We start from the raw sequence: 16,056 nt of genomic DNA, 5'->3' as shown, positions 1-16,056 counted from the left end.
GCTACGTCGACCAGGCATAGGCTTAGACGGCCTCGTTGGACTCGTCCTCGAACGCTGCAAACAGCGGTTCGTCTTCAACGATTTCGGCGTTGGCGATGAACTCGTAGCTCATCAGGCCTTCAGCGATTTCACGCAGGGCTACAACGGTAGGCTTGTCGTTTTCCCACTGGACCAGAGGCTCTTTGCCGCCAGTGGCCAGTTGACGGGCACGCTTGGTAGAGAGCATGACCAGCTCAAAGCGGTTATCCACGTGTTCTAGGCAGTCTTCAACGGTTACGCGGGCCATGGTATTCCTCGGAGCGAATGCAATATGCGCGCTGCCCGGTTGGGCGAGCGGACTGAACAGTTTAAAAAATCACCAGCGTTTAGGGAAGCGCTGATTTTTCGCAGGCCATCGCAAACGCGCTACAAGTGCCAATGTAAAGCCCCTGCAGCGGTTTTGGGAAGAGCCAATCAGCCGAGCAGTTCGGCCAATAATTTGCCGAAACGCTGCTGCTGACGCTTTTGCTGGAGCTGATTGGCGCGGAAAATCGCTTTCAGATCGTCCAGCGCGTGAGCGAAATCGTCGTTGATGATCAGGTAGTCGTAGTCGACGTAGTGGCTCATTTCACTGACGGCTTCACGCATGCGACCTTCGATGATCTCGTCGCTGTCCTGGCCGCGATTGGTCAGGCGCTGGTGCAACGCTTCCAGCGAAGGCGGCAGGATGAAGATCGAGCGGGCTTTGGGCATCAACTGGCGCACTTGCTCGGCGCCCTGCCAGTCGATTTCCAGGATCAGGTCGTGGCCTTCGTCCAGGGTCTGCTGCAGGTGGCTTTGCGAGGTGCCGTAGAGGTTGCCGAAGACCTCGGCGCGCTCGAGGAAATCACCGTGCTCGATCATCTTGACGAACTCGGTGCGCTCGACGAAGTGGTAGTGCACGCCGTTCACTTCACCCGGGCGCATGGCGCGGGTGGTGTGGGATACCGAGATGCGGATCTGCTCGTCAGCGTCGGTCAGGGCCTTGACCAGGCTGCTTTTGCCCGCGCCCGATGGGGCGGAAATGATGTACAGGGTGCCGGTGCTGTGGGTCATGTCAGGGTGCCTTACTCGATATTCTGTACTTGTTCGCGCATTTGCTCGATCAACACTTTGAGGTTGACCGCCGCCTGGGTACTGCGCGGATCAAAGGCTTTGGAGCCCAGTGTATTGGCTTCGCGGTTGAGTTCCTGCATCAGGAAGTCCAGGCGCCGACCGGCGGCACCGGCAGACTTGAGCACGCGGCGCACTTCCAGGATGTGGGTGCTCAGGCGGTCGAGTTCTTCGGCCACGTCGCTTTTTTGCGCCAGCAGGACCATCTCTTGCTCCAGACGCACCGGATCCAGTTCGGCCTGCATGTCGGCGAAGCGGTCCAGGACCTTCTGGCGCTGGGTGGCAAGCATCTGCGGCACCAGTTCGCGCAGGGTCACCACGTCTTCTTCAATGGAGGTCAGGCGGTCGCTGATCAGGCGGGCCAGTTCGGCCCCTTCACGCTCGCGGCCGGCCTTGAGTTCTTTCAAGCCTTGGTTGAACAGGGTCAGCGCCTCGGCGTTCAACGCCTGTGGGTCAGTGGCATCGGCCACCAGCACGCCGGGCCAGGCCAGGACTTCCAGCGGGTTGATGGCGGCAGGCTGCTTGATCAGGCCGGCGATGGTTTCGGCGGCGGCGACCAATTGGGCGGCGCGCTCGCGATCCACCTGCAACGGCTTGCCGGTGGTTTCCTCGGTAAAGCGCAGGGTGCATTCCAGCTTGCCGCGGGAGATGCCCTGGCGCAGTGCCTCACGAACCGCGCCTTCGAGGTCGCGAAACGATTCCGGCAGGCGCAGGTGCGGCTCCAGGTAGCGGCTGTTGACCGAGCGCAATTCCCAGCTCAGGGTGCCTTGGACGCCGGCTTTTTCGACGCGGGCGAAGGCGGTCATGCTGTGCACCATGGAGGTACCTCGCGATGCAGTCCCGCAAACAGGCGGGCTGATGGGTAGATTGAAGCCGACAGGCTGCGAAGGCGCAGGATTGTAGCTCAAGGGGACGGGTGGCCCCAAACAGTGGCTTCGGTGCCCGGGTTTGTAACAGGATTTTTTAGCCGTGCCGATCAGGGCTGGCGGCTCTATAATGCTCGGCAGTTTTTCGTCCTCCGTACAGGTATCCCCTATGAAACGTCCAAGTGGTCGCGCTGCCGATCAGCTCCGCTCGATCCGCATCACCCGCAACTACACCAAACACGCCGAGGGATCTGTACTGGTCGAGTTTGGCGATACCAAGGTTATCTGCACCGTCAGCGTCGAAAACGGCGTGCCGCGTTTCCTCAAGGGCCAGGGCCAGGGTTGGTTGACCGCCGAATACGGCATGCTGCCGCGCGCCACCGGCGAGCGTAACCAGCGTGAAGCCAGCCGTGGCAAGCAAGGCGGCCGCACCCTGGAAATCCAGCGCCTGATCGGTCGCTCCCTGCGTGCAGCCCTGGACATGTCCAAGCTGGGCGACGTGACCCTGTACGTCGACTGCGACGTGATCCAGGCCGACGGTGGTACCCGTACTGCCTCCATCACTGGCGCCATGGTTGCCCTGGTCGACGCGCTCAAAGTCATCAAGAAACGTGGCGGCCTGAAAGGCGGCGATCCGCTCAAGCAGATGATCGCGGCTGTATCGGTCGGCATGTATCAGGGCGAGCCGGTGCTGGATCTGGACTATCTTGAAGATTCGGCTGCCGAGACCGACCTGAACGTGGTGATGACCAGCACCGGTGGTTTCATCGAAGTGCAGGGCACCGCCGAAGGCGCGCCATTCCAGCCGGCGGACCTGAATGCCATGCTGGCCCTGGCCCAGAAGGGCATGACCGAAATCTTCGAACTGCAGAACGCCGCATTGGCCGACTGATTCAATCCCAAGGAGCGACGCCATGAGTGACAGCCAACTTCCACTGCCGACACCGTCCAAGGAAGTTCGCCAGTGGGCGATGCTCTGTCATTTTGCGGCGTTCTTCGGGCTGATGTTCCCGTTCGGCAGCCTGCTGGGGCCCTTGATTCTCTGGCAGGTGAAGAAGGATGCAGACCCGTTCATTGATGACCAAGGCAAGGAAGCGCTGAATTTCCAGATCACCGTGGGCATTGCCTGGGCGGTCTGCTTCCTGCTGGGTTTTATCGTGATCGGCTTCGTGTTGATGACCGTGCTGGTGATCGGCGCGGTGGTGATGACGATCATTGGGGGCATCAAGGCCAACAAGGGCGTGGCTTATCGTTATCCGTGGACATTGCGGTTGATCAAATAACCACCGCCCACAAAAAAACCGACAGTGATGTCGGTTTTTTTGTGCCTGGAAAAAGACCTTAGATGGTCAAGGTCCAGTCGTAGTCCACGATCAGCGGCGCGTGCTGCGAGAAGCGCGGCTGGCGTGGCAGACGTGCGCTGCGCACGAAGCGACGCAAGCCTGGCGTCAGCAGCTGGTAGTCAAAACGCCAGCCGAGGTTGAGCATCTCGGCCTGTTCGTTATCCGGCCACCAGCTGTACTGGTCGCCTTCGCGGCTGACTTCCCGCAGGGCATCGACATAGCCCATGTTGCCGACAATCTCGTCCATCCAGGCCCGTTCCGGCGCCAGGAAGCCCGGGGATTGCTGGCTGTCGCGCCAGTTCTTGATATCCAGCTTCTGTTGCGCCACGTACAGCGAGCCACAGTAAATGTACTCGCGACGTTTGCGTCGCTGTTTATCCAGATAACGGGCGAAGTCGTCCATTAGCTTGAACTTCTGGTTCAAGTCTTCATCGCCATTCTGCCCTGATGGAAGCAGCAAGGTCGCAATGCTGACCTTATCGAAATCGGCTTGCAGGTAGCGCCCGTAGCGGTCGGCTGTCTCGAAGCCGAGGCCGCTGATGACCGCCTTGGGTTGCAACCGCGAATACAAAGCCACGCCGCCTTGGGCGGGAACTTCGGCATCACAGGCATAAAGGAAGTAGCCATCCAGTTGGAAGGCTGGGTCGTCCAGTTCAAAGGCGGAGGCGCGGGTGTCCTGCAGGCAGATGACGTCGGCATTCTGGGCTTGCAGCCAACTGAGCAAACCACGCTCGACTGCAGCCTGAATACCATTGACGTTCACACTGATGATCCGCATAAATGGCCCCAAAAATCGCGTGCGTGTATGATACACGCCGTCTACCTAATTAGCTAAATCCGTGGTATCTGAGGCTTTTTTCATGCAGGCGTATCAACGCGATTTCATTCGTTTTGCCATCGATCGCGGCGTATTGCGCTTCGGTGAGTTCACTTTGAAGTCCGGGCGCACCAGCCCTTACTTCTTCAATGCCGGCCTTTTCAACTCGGGTTCTGCCCTGGCGCAGCTGGGTCGTTTCTATGCGGCCGCCATCGTTGAAAGCGGTATTTCCTTCGACGTGCTGTTCGGTCCTGCCTACAAAGGCATCCCCCTGGCGGCCGCGACCGCCGTGGCGTTGGCTGAACATCACGAGCTGGATCTGCCTTGGTGCTTCAACCGCAAGGAAGCCAAGGCCCACGGCGAAGGCGGCAGCCTGGTGGGTGCGCCGCTCAAGGGCGACGTGCTGATCATCGACGACGTGATCACTGCCGGTACGGCGATTCGCGAAGTGATGCAGATCATCGCTTCACAGGACGGCGCCAAGGCGGCCGGCGTGTTGATCGCGCTGAACCGCCAGGAGCGCGGCAACGGTGAATTGTCGGCGATCCAGGAAGTGGAACGTGATTTCGCGATTCCGGTGGTGAGCATCGTGTCCCTGAACCAGGTGTTGCAGTTCCTGGAAGATGACCCGCAGCTCAAGCAGCATTTGCCGGCGGTCAAGGCTTATCGCGAGCAATTCGGCGTTTAGAAGATCCATGTGGGAGCGGGCTTGCTCGCGAATACGGCTTGTCAGTTGATATATGTGTCGACTGACCCGCCGCTTTCGCGAGCAAGCCCGCTCCCACATTTTTAGACCGAGTACATAGAAAAGGCCCCGTTCAATCGAATTGAACGGGGCGTTTTTGTTTACCAGCGCTTAGGGGCGCTTGCGGTTGCTGATCAGGGTACCCACACCGGTATCGGTGAAGATTTCCAGCAGGATCGCATTCGGCACCCGGCCATCCAGGATCAACGAGCTGCCAACGCCGCCTTGCACCGCTTCCAGCGCGCAGCGGATCTTCGGCAGCATGCCGCCGTAGATGGTGCCGTCGGCGATCAGGTCGTCCACTTGCTGGGTCGTCAGGCCGGTCAAGACCTTGCCTTCCTTGTCCATCAAGCCGGCGATGTTGGTGAGCAGCATCAGCTTCTCGGCCTTCAGCGCCTCGGCCACCTTGCCGGCCACCAGGTCGGCGTTGATGTTGTAGGACTCACCGTTGGCACCGACACCGATCGGCGCGATCACCGGAATGAAATCGCCTTTCACCAGCAGGTTCAGCAGGTCGGTGTTGATGCCGATCACTTCGCCCACCTGGCCGATGTCGATGATTTCCGGCTGGGTCATCTCCGGGGTCTTGCGGGTCACGGTGAGCTTCTTCGCCCGGATCAGTTCGGCGTCCTTGCCGGTCAGGCCGATGGCGCTGCCGCCATGGCGGTTGATCAGGTTGACGATGTCTTTGTTCACCTGGCCGCCCAGGACCATCTCCACCACGTCCATGGTCTGGGCGTCGGTCACACGCATGCCGTCGATGAAGTGACTCTCGATGGACAGGCGCTTGAGCAGGTCACCGATTTGCGGGCCGCCACCGTGTACCACCACCGGGTTGATCCCGACGGCTTTCATCAACACGATGTCGCGGGCAAAGCCGGTTTTCAGCTCGTCGCTTTCCATGGCATTGCCGCCGTACTTGATCACCAGCGTCTTGCCGACGTAGCGTCGAATGTAAGGCAACGCTTCGGAAAGGACCTTGGCGGTATTGGCGGCGGCTTCGCGTTCGAGGGTCATTCAGGGCTCCGGTAAAAAATCAGAACGGTAATTGGAGATCAGGGGCAACACGTTTCAACTGGGCGTGGAACACGTCCTTGATGCGCTGCAACTCAGCCTCGGTATCCGCCTCGAAACGCAGCACCAGCACCGGTGTGGTGTTGGATGCGCGAACCAGGCCCCAGCCTTTGGCGTAATCGACTCGCACACCATCAATGCTGGTCAGGTCGGCGCCTTCGCCCCATTGCGCATCGTGCAGTGCGTCAATGATGCTGAATTTGCTCTCCTCGGTCACATGGATATTGATCTCTGGCGTAGAAATATCATTCGGGAAGGTCTGGAACAGCTCCTGCGCGGTCGATTTTTCCTTGCTGAGGATCTCCAGCAGACGAGCGGCGCTGTAAATGCCGTCGTCAAAGCCGAACCAGCGCTCCTTGAAGAACACATGGCCGCTCATTTCGCCGGCCAACAGCGCGCCGGTTTCTTTCATTTTCTTTTTGATCAACGAGTGGCCAGTCTTCCACATTAGCGGGCGACCGCCGTATTCCTTGATCAGCGGTGTGAGGCGGCGGGTGCACTTCACGTCGAAGATAATTTCGGCACCTGGGTTGCGCGCAACCACGTCGCGGGCAAACAGCATCAGCAGGCGGTCCGCAAACACGTTTTCGCCGGTGTCCGTCACCACGCCAACGCGGTCGCCGTCACCGTCGAAGGCCAGGCCGACGTCAGCCCCTGTCTCCTTGACCTTGGCGATCAGGTCTACCAGGTTCTCGGGCTTGCCTGGATCCGGGTGATGGTTCGGGAAGTTGCCGTCGACGTCACAGAACAGCGGGATCACTTCGCAGTTCAGGGCTTCGAGCAGTTGCGGGGCGATCACGCCGGCCGCGCCATTGCCGCAGTCCACCACCACTTTGAGGCGGCGCGCGAGTTTGACGTCGCCGGTGATTTGGTCAGAGTAGCGCTGCAGGATGTCGACTTTGGTGACGCTGCCTTCGCCGCTTGTCAGGTCGTTGGTCTTCAGGCGGGTGTGCAGGGCCTGGATCTGTTCGTTGGCGAGGGTATCGCCAGCGATGACGATCTTGAAGCCGTTGTAGTCCGACGGGTTATGGCTGCCGGTGAGCATCACGCCCGACTTGCCGGCCAGTACGTTGGCTGCGTAGTACAGCGCAGGCGTCGGCACCAGGCCCACGTCGCTGACGTGGCAGCCGCTGTCGGCCAGGCCCTGGATCAGTTGCTCGACGAGTTCAGGGCCGGACAGGCGGCCATCACGGCCTACGGAAACGTTGGGCTCGCCCTGTGCCAGGCTCTGGGAGCCAATGGCGCGGCCGATCCAGTAGGCGGTCTCGGCGGTCAGGGTCTTGGGGACCACGCCACGAATGTCATAGGCGCGGAAAATGCTGTCGGGAAATGTCGGGGCGACTCGGGCTGGGTTGCTCATTGCGGGGGGGAACTCCATCGATAAGGGGCTGGGCTGGCCTCAAGGGTGCTGACCGGCAGGCTCAAACTGAAGGGTAAGACGGCGTTTTTGGCATAGAGTTCGTGGTGCAAAAGTGCCATCGGCGCCGAAGCTCCGCCCTTTTGCCCCCTTAATGCCCTGATTTCACTGGGGAAACCTTGCTGGTAAGTTCCGCGCATTCTTCATCCTGAAAGGCCATGCGTTGGCATCAGGCCGGGTGAGGCACCCGGCTTGTTCGGCTAAGTCAATTCAGCTTAGTCAGTGGCTGCCGGAATGCCCGAAGCCACCTGCGCCGCGTTGTGTTTCGTCGAACTCTTCGACCAGCTCGAAGTGCGCCTGCACCACCGGTACCAGTACGAGTTGGGCAATGCGCTCGCCGACGGCGATATTGAACGCGGTCTGGCCACGGTTCCAGCAGGACACCATCAACTCGCCCTGGTAGTCCGAGTCGATCAGCCCCACCAGGTTGCCGAGGACGATGCCGTGTTTGTGGCCCAGGCCGGAGCGCGGCAGGATCAGCGCCGCCAGGCCCGGGTCGCCCACGTAGATCGACAGGCCGGTCGGAATCAGAATGGTCTGGCCTGGTTCAAGCACGGTGTCCTGCTTGAGCATGGCGCGCAGGTCGAGGCCGGCGGAGCCTGGTGTGGCGTAGGCCGGCAGCGGGAATTCGTTGCCGATGCGGGGGTCGAGGATCTTGGCTTGCAAAGCGTGCATGGAAATTAAACCTGATTCAGCCGTTGGGCGATAAAAGAGATCAGTTGGCGGGCAATCTTGCCCTTGCTGGTCTGGGCGAAAACGGTAGCGTGCAACTCGCGGTCGATCACGCTGATGGCATTTTCCTCGCTGTTGAAGCCGATGCTCGGGTTGGCGACATCGTTGGCGACAATCAGGTCGAGGTTTTTGTCTTTCAATTTGCGTGCGGCATAGTCCAGCAAATGCTCGGTTTCGGCAGCAAAACCGACGCTGAACGGGCGGTCCTCACGGGTGGCGATGGTCGCCAGGATGTCCGGGTTACGGACCATTTGCAGGAGCAGGCCGTCGCCGCTTGTAGGGTCTTTCTTGAGTTTCTGCGGCGCAACCACCTCGGGGCGGTAGTCCGCTACCGCAGCCGAAGCGATGAACAGGTCGCAGGGAATCGCCGCTTCACAGGCCGCCAGCATGTCGCGGGCGCTGACTACGTCGATTCGGGTGACGCGATCCGGGGTCGGCAGATGCACCGGGCCGGTGATCAACGTCACACGGGCGCCTGCCTCGACCGCCGCTTCCGCCAGGGCAAAGCCCATTTTTCCTGAGCTATGGTTGGTGATGTAGCGCACCGGGTCGATGTTTTCCTGGGTCGGGCCGGCGGTGATCAGCACGTGCTTGCCGGTCAGGGCCAGGTGCTGGAAGCAGTCGGCGGCGCATTGGGCCAGGTCGGTGGCTTCGAGCATGCGGCCCATGCCCACGTCGCCGCAGGCCTGGCTGCCGGAGGCCGGGCCGAAAACCTTGAGGCCGCGGCTTTGCAGGAGTTGGGTGTTGGCCTGGGTGGCCGGGTCGCGCCACATGGCCTGGTTCATGGCCGGGGCGATCGCGACGGTGGCGTCGGTGGCCAGTACCAGGGTGGTCAGCAGGTCGTCGGCAATGCCTTGGGCCAGGCGGGCGATCAGGTCGGCGGTGGCCGGGGCGATCAGCACCAGGTCGGCCCACTTGGCCAGCTCGATGTGGCCCATGGCGGCTTCGGCCGCAGGGTCCAGCAGGTCGAGGTGAACCGGGTGGCCGGACAAGGCCTGCATGGTCAACGGGGTGATGAATTCACTGCCGCCACGGGTCATGACCACGCGCACTTCGGCGCCTTGGTCGAGAAGCCTGCGAACCAGCTCTGCGCTCTTGTAGGCGGCAATGCCGCCGCCGACGCCGAGAACGATGCGTTTCCGATACAGACGCTGCATTGGCTTGCCTTTCCAGTTCAGTGATGGCGTTGCGATGCCCCCTCCCCAGGTGAAATCGCACGCAAAAAGATGGCCTAAGATACCACAGCGTCCGCCATGCAACAGCGGCGCACATGCACACGGAGGTGCCATGAGTATTCGCGATTGGCCTGCGGCAGAGCGTCCGCGGGAGAAGCTGTTGGAGCTGGGAGCGGAGAACCTTTCCGACGCGGAATTGCTGGCGATTTTCCTGCGCACCGGGGTGTCCGGCAGAAGTGCCGTGGACCTGGCGCGCCATCTGCTGGCGCAATTTGGCAGCCTTCGGGCGCTGATGGAGGCGAGGCAGCCGGTGTTCAGCCAGCATTTGGGGTTGGGGCCGGCGAAGTTCGCCCAGCTTCAAGCCGTACTGGAGATGGCGCGCCGTCATTTGGCTGAACGCCTGCGCAACGATTCGGTGCTGGAAAGCCCGGAGGCCGTGCGCGACTACCTCAAGGCACTGCTGCGCCACGAGCCTCACGAGATATTCGGCTGCCTGTTTCTCGACGCCAAGCATCGAGTGCTGGGTTTCGAAAAGCTGTTTCAAGGCACCATCGACAACGCCATCGTCTACCCGCGACAAGTGGTGAAGCGCGCGCTGGACTACAACGCCGCGGCGCTGATCCTGTGCCACAACCATCCTTCCGGCAGCCCCGAGCCCAGCATCGCTGATCGAAAATTGACCAAGGTGCTGCAAAAGGCGCTGGAGATGGTGGACGTGCGTGTGCTGGACCACATCATTGTGGGGGAGGGTGACCCGCTGTCGATGGCGGAATTTGGGTGGATGTAGGGGCTGGCATGCCAGCCCCTGGCAGGGGTCAGGGCTTGACGCTGACCTTGGAGTAATCCTGGCGCCCGAACGGGCTCACCTGATACCCCTCGACATTCTTGCGGGTCAGCGCAAACGCGGTCGGGTGCGCCAGTGGCAGCCAGAGCGCCTGTTGCTGGATCTGCGCCTGGGCCTGCTGGTACAGCTTGCTGCGCACGCCTTGTTCGCTGGTGGTCTTGCCGGCGCTGATCAGCTTGTCCAGCGCCGGGTCGCAGTAGCGGGCGAAGTTGGTCCCGGACTTCACGGCCGCACAGGAGAACTGCGGCGTCAGGAAGTTATCCGGGTCGCCGTTGTCACCGGCCCAGCCCATGAACAGCAGGTCGTGCTCGCCGGCCTTGGCGCGGCGGATCAGTTCGCCCCACTCGATTACGCGGATTTCAGCCTGGATGCCGACCTTGGCCAGGTCTGCCTGCAGCAGTTGGGCGCCCAGGCTGGGGTTGGGGTTCAGCAGGCTGCCCGAAGGCCGGGTCCAGATTGTGGTCTTGAAGCCATCCTTGAGCCCGGCGCGATCCAGCAGTTGCTTGGCCTTGGCAATGTCCTGCGGATAGCCCGGCAGGTCCTTGGCATAGCTCCAGGTATTGGGCGGGTAAGGGCCGTTGGCGGCTTCGGCGGTGCCTTCGAATACGGCCTTCAGATAGCTGGCCTTGTCGAAGGCCAGGTTGATTGCCTGGCGAACTTCCGGCTTGTCCAGTGGCGGATGCTGGCTGTTGATGGCGACAAACGCGGTCATGAAGGCCGCGTTTTTCTCGATCTTCAGGTCGGCGTCTTTCTGGGCGGCATCAATATCCAGGGGCTTGGGCGACAAGGCGATCTGGCACTCGTCGCGACGCAGTCTCTGCAGGCGCACGTTGGCGTCCGGGGTGATCGCAAAGATCAGGTTATCTACCGCAGGCTTGCCGGCGAAGTAATCCGGGTTGGCCTTGTAGCGAATCGTCGCGTCCTTCTGGAAGCGCCCGAAAATGAACGGCCCGGTGCCGATAGGCTGGCTGTTGAGCTTCTCCGGGGTGCCGGCCTTGAGCAGTTTGTCGGCATATTCCGCCGGGTAGATCGAGGCAAAGCCCATGCTCAAGGCGGCGAGGAAGGTCGAATCGGCGTGGTCCAGGGTGAAGCGCACGGTCAGCGGGTCGAGGGCGTCGATCTTCTTGATCAGCGTGGGCAACTGCAGCGACTGGGCGTGGGGGAAGCCGCTCTGGGCGATCTTGTGCCAGGGGTTGGCCGGGTCGAGCATGCGCTCGAAGCTGAAGCGCACGTCTTCGGCGGTCAGGCTGCGGCTTGGCGTGAAGTAGTCAGTGCGGTGGAATTTAACGTCTGGGTGCAGCTTGAAGGTGTAGGTGAGGCCGTCCGGCGATACTTCCCAGCTGTCCGCGAGGCTCGGGACCAGCTTGCCGCTGGTGGCGTCGAAGTCCACCAGGCGGTTCATCAATACGTCTGCCGAAGCGTTGGTGGTAGTCAGCGAGTTGTATTGCACCACGTCGAAGCCTTCGGGGCTGGCTTCGGTGCAGACGCTCAGGGTCGTGGCCGCCTGGGCGTGTGCAGCAATAAAAAGAGGGGCTAGCAATAGCGGTAGGGCAGCGAGGCGCATATTCGGTTTCCTTTGCAGATCGAAGGCCCATCTGCGAGTGCAGTCTGGAAAAGTCCTACCGTAGTGGGCTGATTGACAAATGACTAGCCCATTTTTGCCTGTGCTTTTGCCGCAAATACTGTTTTGATGGCGCCTCAGGTCGTTTTGCCGAGCACTTTGCAGTGCGCGCGGGCGCTGTAAATCATTCTGTGCGACGAGCGGTTAGCTTCTATAGCGGCCCACCCTGGCAACGGTTCAGGCGTCCATGGCCTGGATTTACGCGTATAAAAGTACACGGCCTGTTGTTGCACTGGGGTCTTTCTGGTATAAAGCAGCGCTCTTTTCTAGGGGCCCGGTTCCTTCGCTAGTAGGTGTAGCCGGTAAGACCCTAAAGAAACGCGGCGCCTGGCGCCAAATGACTGAGAGATTAAGCGGCCAACCCATGCCGGGTTGGGCATGTGGTTTTAGAGGGCTGAGGCATGTCGAGAGTCTGTCAAGTTACCGGTAAGGGTCCGGTGACTGGGAATAACATTTCCCACGCAAACAACAAAACCCGTCGTCGTTTCCTGCCAAACCTGCAGCATCACCGCTTTTGGGTTGAAGAAGAGAAACGTTTTGTTCGTCTGCGCGTATCTGCCAAAGGCATGCGTGTTATCGACAAGCGCGGCATCACTGTCGTGCTGGCCGAACTGCGCCGCGACGGCAAAATCTAAGGAGCTAAATCATGCGTGAATTGATTCGAATGATCTCTAGCGCCGGTACTGGTCACTTCTACACTACCGACAAGAACAAGCGTACTACCCCGGACAAGCTCGAAAAGAAAATGTTCGACCCGCGCGTTCGCAAGCACGTGATCTACAAAGAAGGCAAAATCAAGTAATTGGTTTTCTTTCTTGTGAAAAAAAGCCCGTATCTCACGATGCGGGCTTTTTTTTGTGCCTGATAAATGATCAGGCCTTTTCTTCGAACACCACGTAGATCTTGCGGCAGGGTTCCAGCACTTCCCAGGTGCCGCTGAAGCCGGCCGGAATGACGAAGCGATCACCGGCCCGCAAGGTCTTGGCGTTGCCGTCGGCATCGCGCAACACCGAAACACCCTGCACGATCTCGCAATACTCATGCTCGGTGTAGTTGACCTTCCACTGTCCGACTTCACCTTCCCAGACCCCGGCGCTCATCTGGCCGCACGGACTGTTGTAGTGGTTGTAGACGGTTTGCTCCGGGTCGCCCTTGAGGATTTTCTCCGCAGCCGGACGGTAGCGATCAGGCTCGGTCCTGGCCTGGCTGAAGTCGACGATATTCTGGATGTTCATGGGCGTGTCCCGTCTGGCCTGCGGTTGGAGAGCTCAAAGTCTATGTTTATTAAAATGAACATCGCAAGGGCGTTTGCTGCCGTTATGTCAAATATATTGAAACATCCATCGCCGCTGGTTTAGGGTGGCAGCTGCCTTGAGCCGAACAGCTGGCTGGCAGGGCAAGAATTCTTCGAAGGTGCCTGGGTACATCGCCCGGCCCTTGTATTCAATAAGAGGAGGACACTCGCATGACCACCCTGACCCGTGCCGACTGGGAACAACGCGCCAAGGATCTGAAGATCGAAGGCCGCGCCTACATCAATGGCGAATACACCGCCGCCGTTTCCGGCGACACGTTCGAATGCCTGAGCCCAGTCGATGGTCGCCTGCTGGCAACCGTTGCCAGCTGTGACGTCGCCGACGCCCAGCGTGCCGTAGAAAACGCCCGTGCCACGTTCAATTCCGGTGCCTGGTCGCGCCTGGCGCCAGCCAAGCGCAAAGCCACCATGATCCGTTTCGCCGGCCTGCTCAAGGCCAACGCCGAAGAGCTGGCACTGCTTGAAACCCTGGACATGGGCAAGCCGATCAGCGACTCCCTGAACATCGACGTCCCAGGCGCGGCGCAAGCGCTGAGCTGGAGCGGCGAGGCCATCGACAAGATCTACGATGAAGTCGCAGCCACCCCTCACGACCAGCTGGGCCTTGTGACCCGTGAGCCCGTCGGCGTTGTTGCGGCCATCGTGCCGTGGAACTTCCCGCTGATGATGGCCTGCTGGAAACTCGGGCCGGCGTTGTCCACCGGTAACTCGGTGATCCTCAAGCCGTCTGAAAAATCACCGCTGACCGCCATCCGCATCGCTGCCCTCGCGGTTGAAGCCGGCATCCCGAAAGGCGTGTTCAATGTGCTGCCGGGTTATGGCCATACCGTGGGCAACGCCCTGGCGCTGCACATGGACGTCGACACCCTGGTGTTCACCGGTTCCACCAAGATCGCCAAGCAACTGCTGATTCGCTCCGGCGAGTCGAACATGAAGCGCGTCTGGCTGGAAGCTGGCGGCAAGAGCCCGAACATCGTGTTTGCCGATGCCCCGGACCTGCAAGCCGCCGCCGAATCCGCGGCTGGCGCCATCGCCTTCAACCAGGGCGAAGTGTGCACCGCCGGTTCGCGCCTGCTGGTGGAGCGTTCGATCAAGGATAAATTCCTGCCGCTGGTGATCGAGGCCCTCAAGGCCTGGAAGCCGGGCAACCCGCTGGACCCGGCCACCTCGGTCGGTGCGCTGGTGGACACCCAGCAGATGAACACCGTGCTGTCGTACATCGAAGCCGGGCATGCCGATGGCGCCAAGCTGGTGGCCGGCGGCAAGCGCACGCTGCAGGAAAGCGGTGGCACCTATGTCGAGCCGACGATTTTCGACGGCGTGACCAACGCCATGAAGATCGCCCAGGAAGAAATCTTCGGCCCGGTGCTGTCGGTGATTGCCTTCGACAGCGTGGAAGAAGCCATTGCGATCGCCAACGACACCCAATACGGCCTGGCCGCTGCGGTGTGGACGTCGAATATCTCCAAGGCGCACCTGACTGCCAAGGCCCTGCGTGCCGGCAGCGTATGGGTCAACCAGTACGATGGCGGCGACATGACCGCACCGTTCGGTGGTTTCAAGCAGTCGGGTAACGGCCGCGACAAGTCGCTGCACGCGTTCGACAAGTACACCGAGCTGAAGGCGACCTGGATCAAGTTGTAAGCCTCCAGGAACACCGCTGAAAAAAATGTGGGAGCGGGCTTGCTCGCGAATGAGGTATCACAGTCGCTGATGTATTGACTGGTACACCGCATTCGCGAGCAAGCCCGCTCCCACACTGTTTTGTGTGATCTCCAAATCATCCACAGGAGCGTGGAAATGCGTTGGGCGACCTATTTCGCCGTGTTGGCGTCGGTCTTGAGCGTGGGCCTGGCCTTGGGCGTGAGCATGCCGCTGGTGTCCCTGCGCCTGGAAAGCTGGGGCTATGGCAGCTTCGCCATCGGAGTCATGGCGGCGATGCCGGCCTTTGGTGTGCTACTGGGTGCCAAGGTCTCCAGCGGCCTGGCCTCGCGCCTGGGCACGGCGAACCTGATGCGCCTGTGCCTGTGGGCGGGGGCGATTTCCATCGGCTTGCTGGCGGTATTGCCCAGCTACCCGGTATGGCTGGTGTTGCGGCTGATGATCGGGGTGATCCTGACCATCGTGTTTATCCTCGGCGAAAGCTGGATCAACCAACTGGTGATCGAGCGCTGGCGCGGCCGTCTGGTGGCGCTGTATGGCTGCAGCTATGCCTTGAGCCAGCTGTCGGGCCCGTTGCTGCTAGGCGCGCTGGGTACGGACAACGACATTGGCTTCTGGGTGGGTGTCGGCCTGCTGACGTGCTCGCCGATCCTGCTGCTGGGCCGCACCGGTGCGCCGACTGCCGAGTCTTTCAGCGTGACCTTTGGCGACCTGCTGCGCTTCTGCCAGGGCTTGCCGGCGATTGCCTGGGCGGTGGCGTTGTTCGCCGCATTCGAGGCGATGATTCTTACGTTGTTGCCGGTGTATTGCCTGCAACAGGGTTTCACCGCCGAGATTGCTCTGGCGATGGTCAGCACGGTGGTGGTCGGTGATGCGTTGCTGCAACTGCCGATTGGCGCGCTGGCGGACTACCTGCCTCGGCGCACGCTGTTTCTCGGCTGCGCGCTGATGCTGCTGGTGACGAGCCTGGCGATTCCGCTGTTGCTCGATACGCTGATGATCTGGCCGGTGTGGGTGCTGTTCGGGGCCAGCGCCGGCGGGTTATTCACCCTGTCGCTGATCCTGATTGGCGAGCGCTACCGCGACGACGCACTGGTGCGCGCCAATGCGCATATCGCGCAGCTGTGGGGCATTGGCTGCCTGATCGGCCCGCTGGTGGCCGGTGCCGGCAGCCAGTGGATCAGCGGGCATGCGTTGCCGTTGTTGATGGCGGCGGGGGCGTTGGGGTTGGTGATCCTGTTGCTGCGCCAAGGTGCGTTCGGCGCCGCACAACCCGCCTGAACTTGAAATGCGATCACCTGTGGGAGCCGGGCT

Annotated in this window: 17 protein-coding genes and 1 pseudogene; 8 read left to right on the top strand and 10 right to left on the bottom strand. The window is 61.0% G+C overall.

Features of this window, described 5'->3' with window-relative positions:
• Positions 1-22: 22 nt before the first annotated feature.
• The 3 genes from rpoZ to V6607_RS32060 form a co-directional block, all read right to left on the bottom strand.
• Entirely contained in the window at positions 23-286 is a 264-nt protein-coding gene (rpoZ, locus tag V6607_RS32070; RefSeq protein WP_003176920.1) for a DNA-directed RNA polymerase subunit omega, read from the bottom strand.
• Positions 287-453: 167 nt separating this feature from the next.
• A complete protein-coding gene (gene gmk / locus V6607_RS32065; protein ID WP_003213284.1) occupies positions 454-1,074 on the bottom strand; it encodes a guanylate kinase in 621 nt (206 codons plus the stop codon).
• A gap of 11 nt (positions 1,075-1,085) precedes the next feature.
• Complete coding sequence (locus tag V6607_RS32060) at positions 1,086-1,949, bottom strand: YicC/YloC family endoribonuclease (protein WP_102604063.1); 864 nt, start codon at positions 1,947-1,949, stop codon at positions 1,086-1,088.
• Between the two features lie 217 nt (positions 1,950-2,166).
• On the opposite strand from V6607_RS32060, the gene rph reads away from it, so the two are divergent.
• Entirely contained in the window at positions 2,167-2,889 is a 723-nt protein-coding gene (gene rph / locus V6607_RS32055) for a ribonuclease PH (protein ID WP_003213280.1), read from the top strand.
• Positions 2,890-2,911: 22 nt separating this feature from the next.
• Positions 2,912-3,280: a DUF4870 domain-containing protein gene (locus V6607_RS32050; RefSeq protein ID WP_134327527.1), complete on the top strand. Its 369-nt coding sequence runs from the start codon at positions 2,912-2,914 to the stop codon at positions 3,278-3,280.
• Between the two features lie 58 nt (positions 3,281-3,338).
• Here V6607_RS32050 and V6607_RS32045 read toward each other — a convergent pair whose 3' ends face one another.
• Positions 3,339-4,118 (bottom strand): exodeoxyribonuclease III, encoded by a 780-nt coding sequence (locus tag V6607_RS32045; protein ID WP_003176915.1) that lies wholly within the window; start codon positions 4,116-4,118, stop codon positions 3,339-3,341.
• A gap of 82 nt (positions 4,119-4,200) precedes the next feature.
• Here V6607_RS32045 and pyrE point away from each other — a divergent pair, with 82 nt between their 5' ends.
• Positions 4,201-4,845, top strand: coding sequence for an orotate phosphoribosyltransferase (gene pyrE / locus V6607_RS32040; RefSeq protein ID WP_003213276.1), 645 nt, complete (start codon positions 4,201-4,203; stop codon positions 4,843-4,845).
• A 168-nt stretch (positions 4,846-5,013) separates the two neighbouring features.
• Here the strand turns inward: pyrE and argB are convergent, their stop codons facing one another.
• The 4 genes and pseudogenes from argB to coaBC all read right to left on the bottom strand — a co-directional run bounded on the left by argB (position 5,014) and on the right by coaBC (position 9,282).
• Positions 5,014-5,919 (bottom strand): acetylglutamate kinase, encoded by a 906-nt coding sequence (gene argB / locus V6607_RS32035; protein ID WP_003213275.1) that lies wholly within the window; start codon positions 5,917-5,919, stop codon positions 5,014-5,016.
• Between the two features lie 19 nt (positions 5,920-5,938).
• Positions 5,939-7,315: pseudogene (locus tag V6607_RS32030) on the bottom strand (phosphomannomutase/phosphoglucomutase); the annotation flags it as partial.
• A gap of 297 nt (positions 7,316-7,612) precedes the next feature.
• A complete protein-coding gene (gene dut, locus V6607_RS32025) occupies positions 7,613-8,068 on the bottom strand; it encodes a dUTP diphosphatase (RefSeq protein ID WP_003213270.1) in 456 nt (151 codons plus the stop codon).
• Between the two features lie 5 nt (positions 8,069-8,073).
• Entirely contained in the window at positions 8,074-9,282 is a 1,209-nt protein-coding gene (coaBC, locus tag V6607_RS32020; protein WP_003213269.1) for a bifunctional phosphopantothenoylcysteine decarboxylase/phosphopantothenate--cysteine ligase CoaBC, read from the bottom strand.
• Between the two features lie 130 nt (positions 9,283-9,412).
• On the opposite strand from coaBC, the gene radC reads away from it, so the two are divergent.
• The gene (gene radC, locus V6607_RS32015; RefSeq protein WP_003213267.1) at positions 9,413-10,087 is read left to right on the top strand and encodes a DNA repair protein RadC; all 675 of its coding nucleotides are present in this window, start codon (positions 9,413-9,415) and stop codon (positions 10,085-10,087) included.
• 28 nt (positions 10,088-10,115) lie between these two features.
• Here the strand turns inward: radC and V6607_RS32010 are convergent, their stop codons facing one another.
• Positions 10,116-11,708 carry an ABC transporter substrate-binding protein gene (locus tag V6607_RS32010; RefSeq protein ID WP_134327526.1) on the bottom strand — a complete coding sequence of 531 codons (1,593 nt, stop codon included), beginning with the start codon at positions 11,706-11,708 and terminating at the stop codon, positions 10,116-10,118.
• A gap of 458 nt (positions 11,709-12,166) precedes the next feature.
• On the opposite strand from V6607_RS32010, the gene rpmB reads away from it, so the two are divergent.
• The gene (gene rpmB / locus V6607_RS32005) at positions 12,167-12,400 is read left to right on the top strand and encodes a 50S ribosomal protein L28 (RefSeq protein WP_003213263.1); all 234 of its coding nucleotides are present in this window, start codon (positions 12,167-12,169) and stop codon (positions 12,398-12,400) included.
• 11 nt (positions 12,401-12,411) lie between these two features.
• A complete protein-coding gene (rpmG, locus tag V6607_RS32000; protein WP_003176906.1) occupies positions 12,412-12,567 on the top strand; it encodes a 50S ribosomal protein L33 in 156 nt (51 codons plus the stop codon).
• 70 nt (positions 12,568-12,637) lie between these two features.
• Here rpmG and V6607_RS31995 read toward each other — a convergent pair whose 3' ends face one another.
• Positions 12,638-13,000, bottom strand: a complete 363-nt coding sequence (locus V6607_RS31995; RefSeq protein ID WP_003213261.1) for a cupin domain-containing protein — start codon at positions 12,998-13,000, stop codon at positions 12,638-12,640.
• A gap of 230 nt (positions 13,001-13,230) precedes the next feature.
• Here V6607_RS31995 and V6607_RS31990 point away from each other — a divergent pair, with 230 nt between their 5' ends.
• Both V6607_RS31990 and V6607_RS31985 read left to right on the top strand, forming a co-directional pair.
• A complete protein-coding gene (locus V6607_RS31990) occupies positions 13,231-14,724 on the top strand; it encodes an aldehyde dehydrogenase (protein ID WP_134327525.1) in 1,494 nt (497 codons plus the stop codon).
• A 156-nt stretch (positions 14,725-14,880) separates the two neighbouring features.
• The gene (locus V6607_RS31985) at positions 14,881-16,023 is read left to right on the top strand and encodes an MFS transporter (RefSeq protein ID WP_134327524.1); all 1,143 of its coding nucleotides are present in this window, start codon (positions 14,881-14,883) and stop codon (positions 16,021-16,023) included.
• Positions 16,024-16,056 lie beyond the last annotated feature (33 nt).

The sequence above is a fragment of the Pseudomonas sp. KK18 genome, assembly GCF_037094675.1.
GTDB lineage: Bacteria > Pseudomonadota > Gammaproteobacteria > Pseudomonadales > Pseudomonadaceae > Aquipseudomonas.
Note: the sequence above shows the minus strand (reverse complement) of the source record. Positions and strands in the feature narration are given on the sequence as shown.

Coding starts and splice junctions, on each gene's coding strand:
- rpoZ (WP_003176920.1), bottom strand. CDS start 286: ATGGCCCGCGTAACCGTTGAAGACTGCCTAGAACACGTGGATAACCGC.
- gmk (WP_003213284.1), bottom strand. CDS start 1,074: ATGACCCACAGCACCGGCACCCTGTACATCATTTCCGCCCCATCGGGC.
- V6607_RS32060 (WP_102604063.1), bottom strand. CDS start 1,949: ATGGTGCACAGCATGACCGCCTTCGCCCGCGTCGAAAAAGCCGGCGTC.
- rph (WP_003213280.1), top strand. CDS start 2,167: ATGAAACGTCCAAGTGGTCGCGCTGCCGATCAGCTCCGCTCGATCCGC.
- V6607_RS32050 (WP_134327527.1), top strand. CDS start 2,912: ATGAGTGACAGCCAACTTCCACTGCCGACACCGTCCAAGGAAGTTCGC.
- V6607_RS32045 (WP_003176915.1), bottom strand. CDS start 4,118: ATGCGGATCATCAGTGTGAACGTCAATGGTATTCAGGCTGCAGTCGAG.
- pyrE (WP_003213276.1), top strand. CDS start 4,201: ATGCAGGCGTATCAACGCGATTTCATTCGTTTTGCCATCGATCGCGGC.
- argB (WP_003213275.1), bottom strand. CDS start 5,919: ATGACCCTCGAACGCGAAGCCGCCGCCAATACCGCCAAGGTCCTTTCC.
- dut (WP_003213270.1), bottom strand. CDS start 8,068: ATGCACGCTTTGCAAGCCAAGATCCTCGACCCCCGCATCGGCAACGAA.
- coaBC (WP_003213269.1), bottom strand. CDS start 9,282: ATGCAGCGTCTGTATCGGAAACGCATCGTTCTCGGCGTCGGCGGCGGC.
- radC (WP_003213267.1), top strand. CDS start 9,413: ATGAGTATTCGCGATTGGCCTGCGGCAGAGCGTCCGCGGGAGAAGCTG.
- V6607_RS32010 (WP_134327526.1), bottom strand. CDS start 11,708: ATGCGCCTCGCTGCCCTACCGCTATTGCTAGCCCCTCTTTTTATTGCT.
- rpmB (WP_003213263.1), top strand. CDS start 12,167: ATGTCGAGAGTCTGTCAAGTTACCGGTAAGGGTCCGGTGACTGGGAAT.
- rpmG (WP_003176906.1), top strand. CDS start 12,412: ATGCGTGAATTGATTCGAATGATCTCTAGCGCCGGTACTGGTCACTTC.
- V6607_RS31995 (WP_003213261.1), bottom strand. CDS start 13,000: ATGAACATCCAGAATATCGTCGACTTCAGCCAGGCCAGGACCGAGCCT.
- V6607_RS31990 (WP_134327525.1), top strand. CDS start 13,231: ATGACCACCCTGACCCGTGCCGACTGGGAACAACGCGCCAAGGATCTG.
- V6607_RS31985 (WP_134327524.1), top strand. CDS start 14,881: ATGCGTTGGGCGACCTATTTCGCCGTGTTGGCGTCGGTCTTGAGCGTG.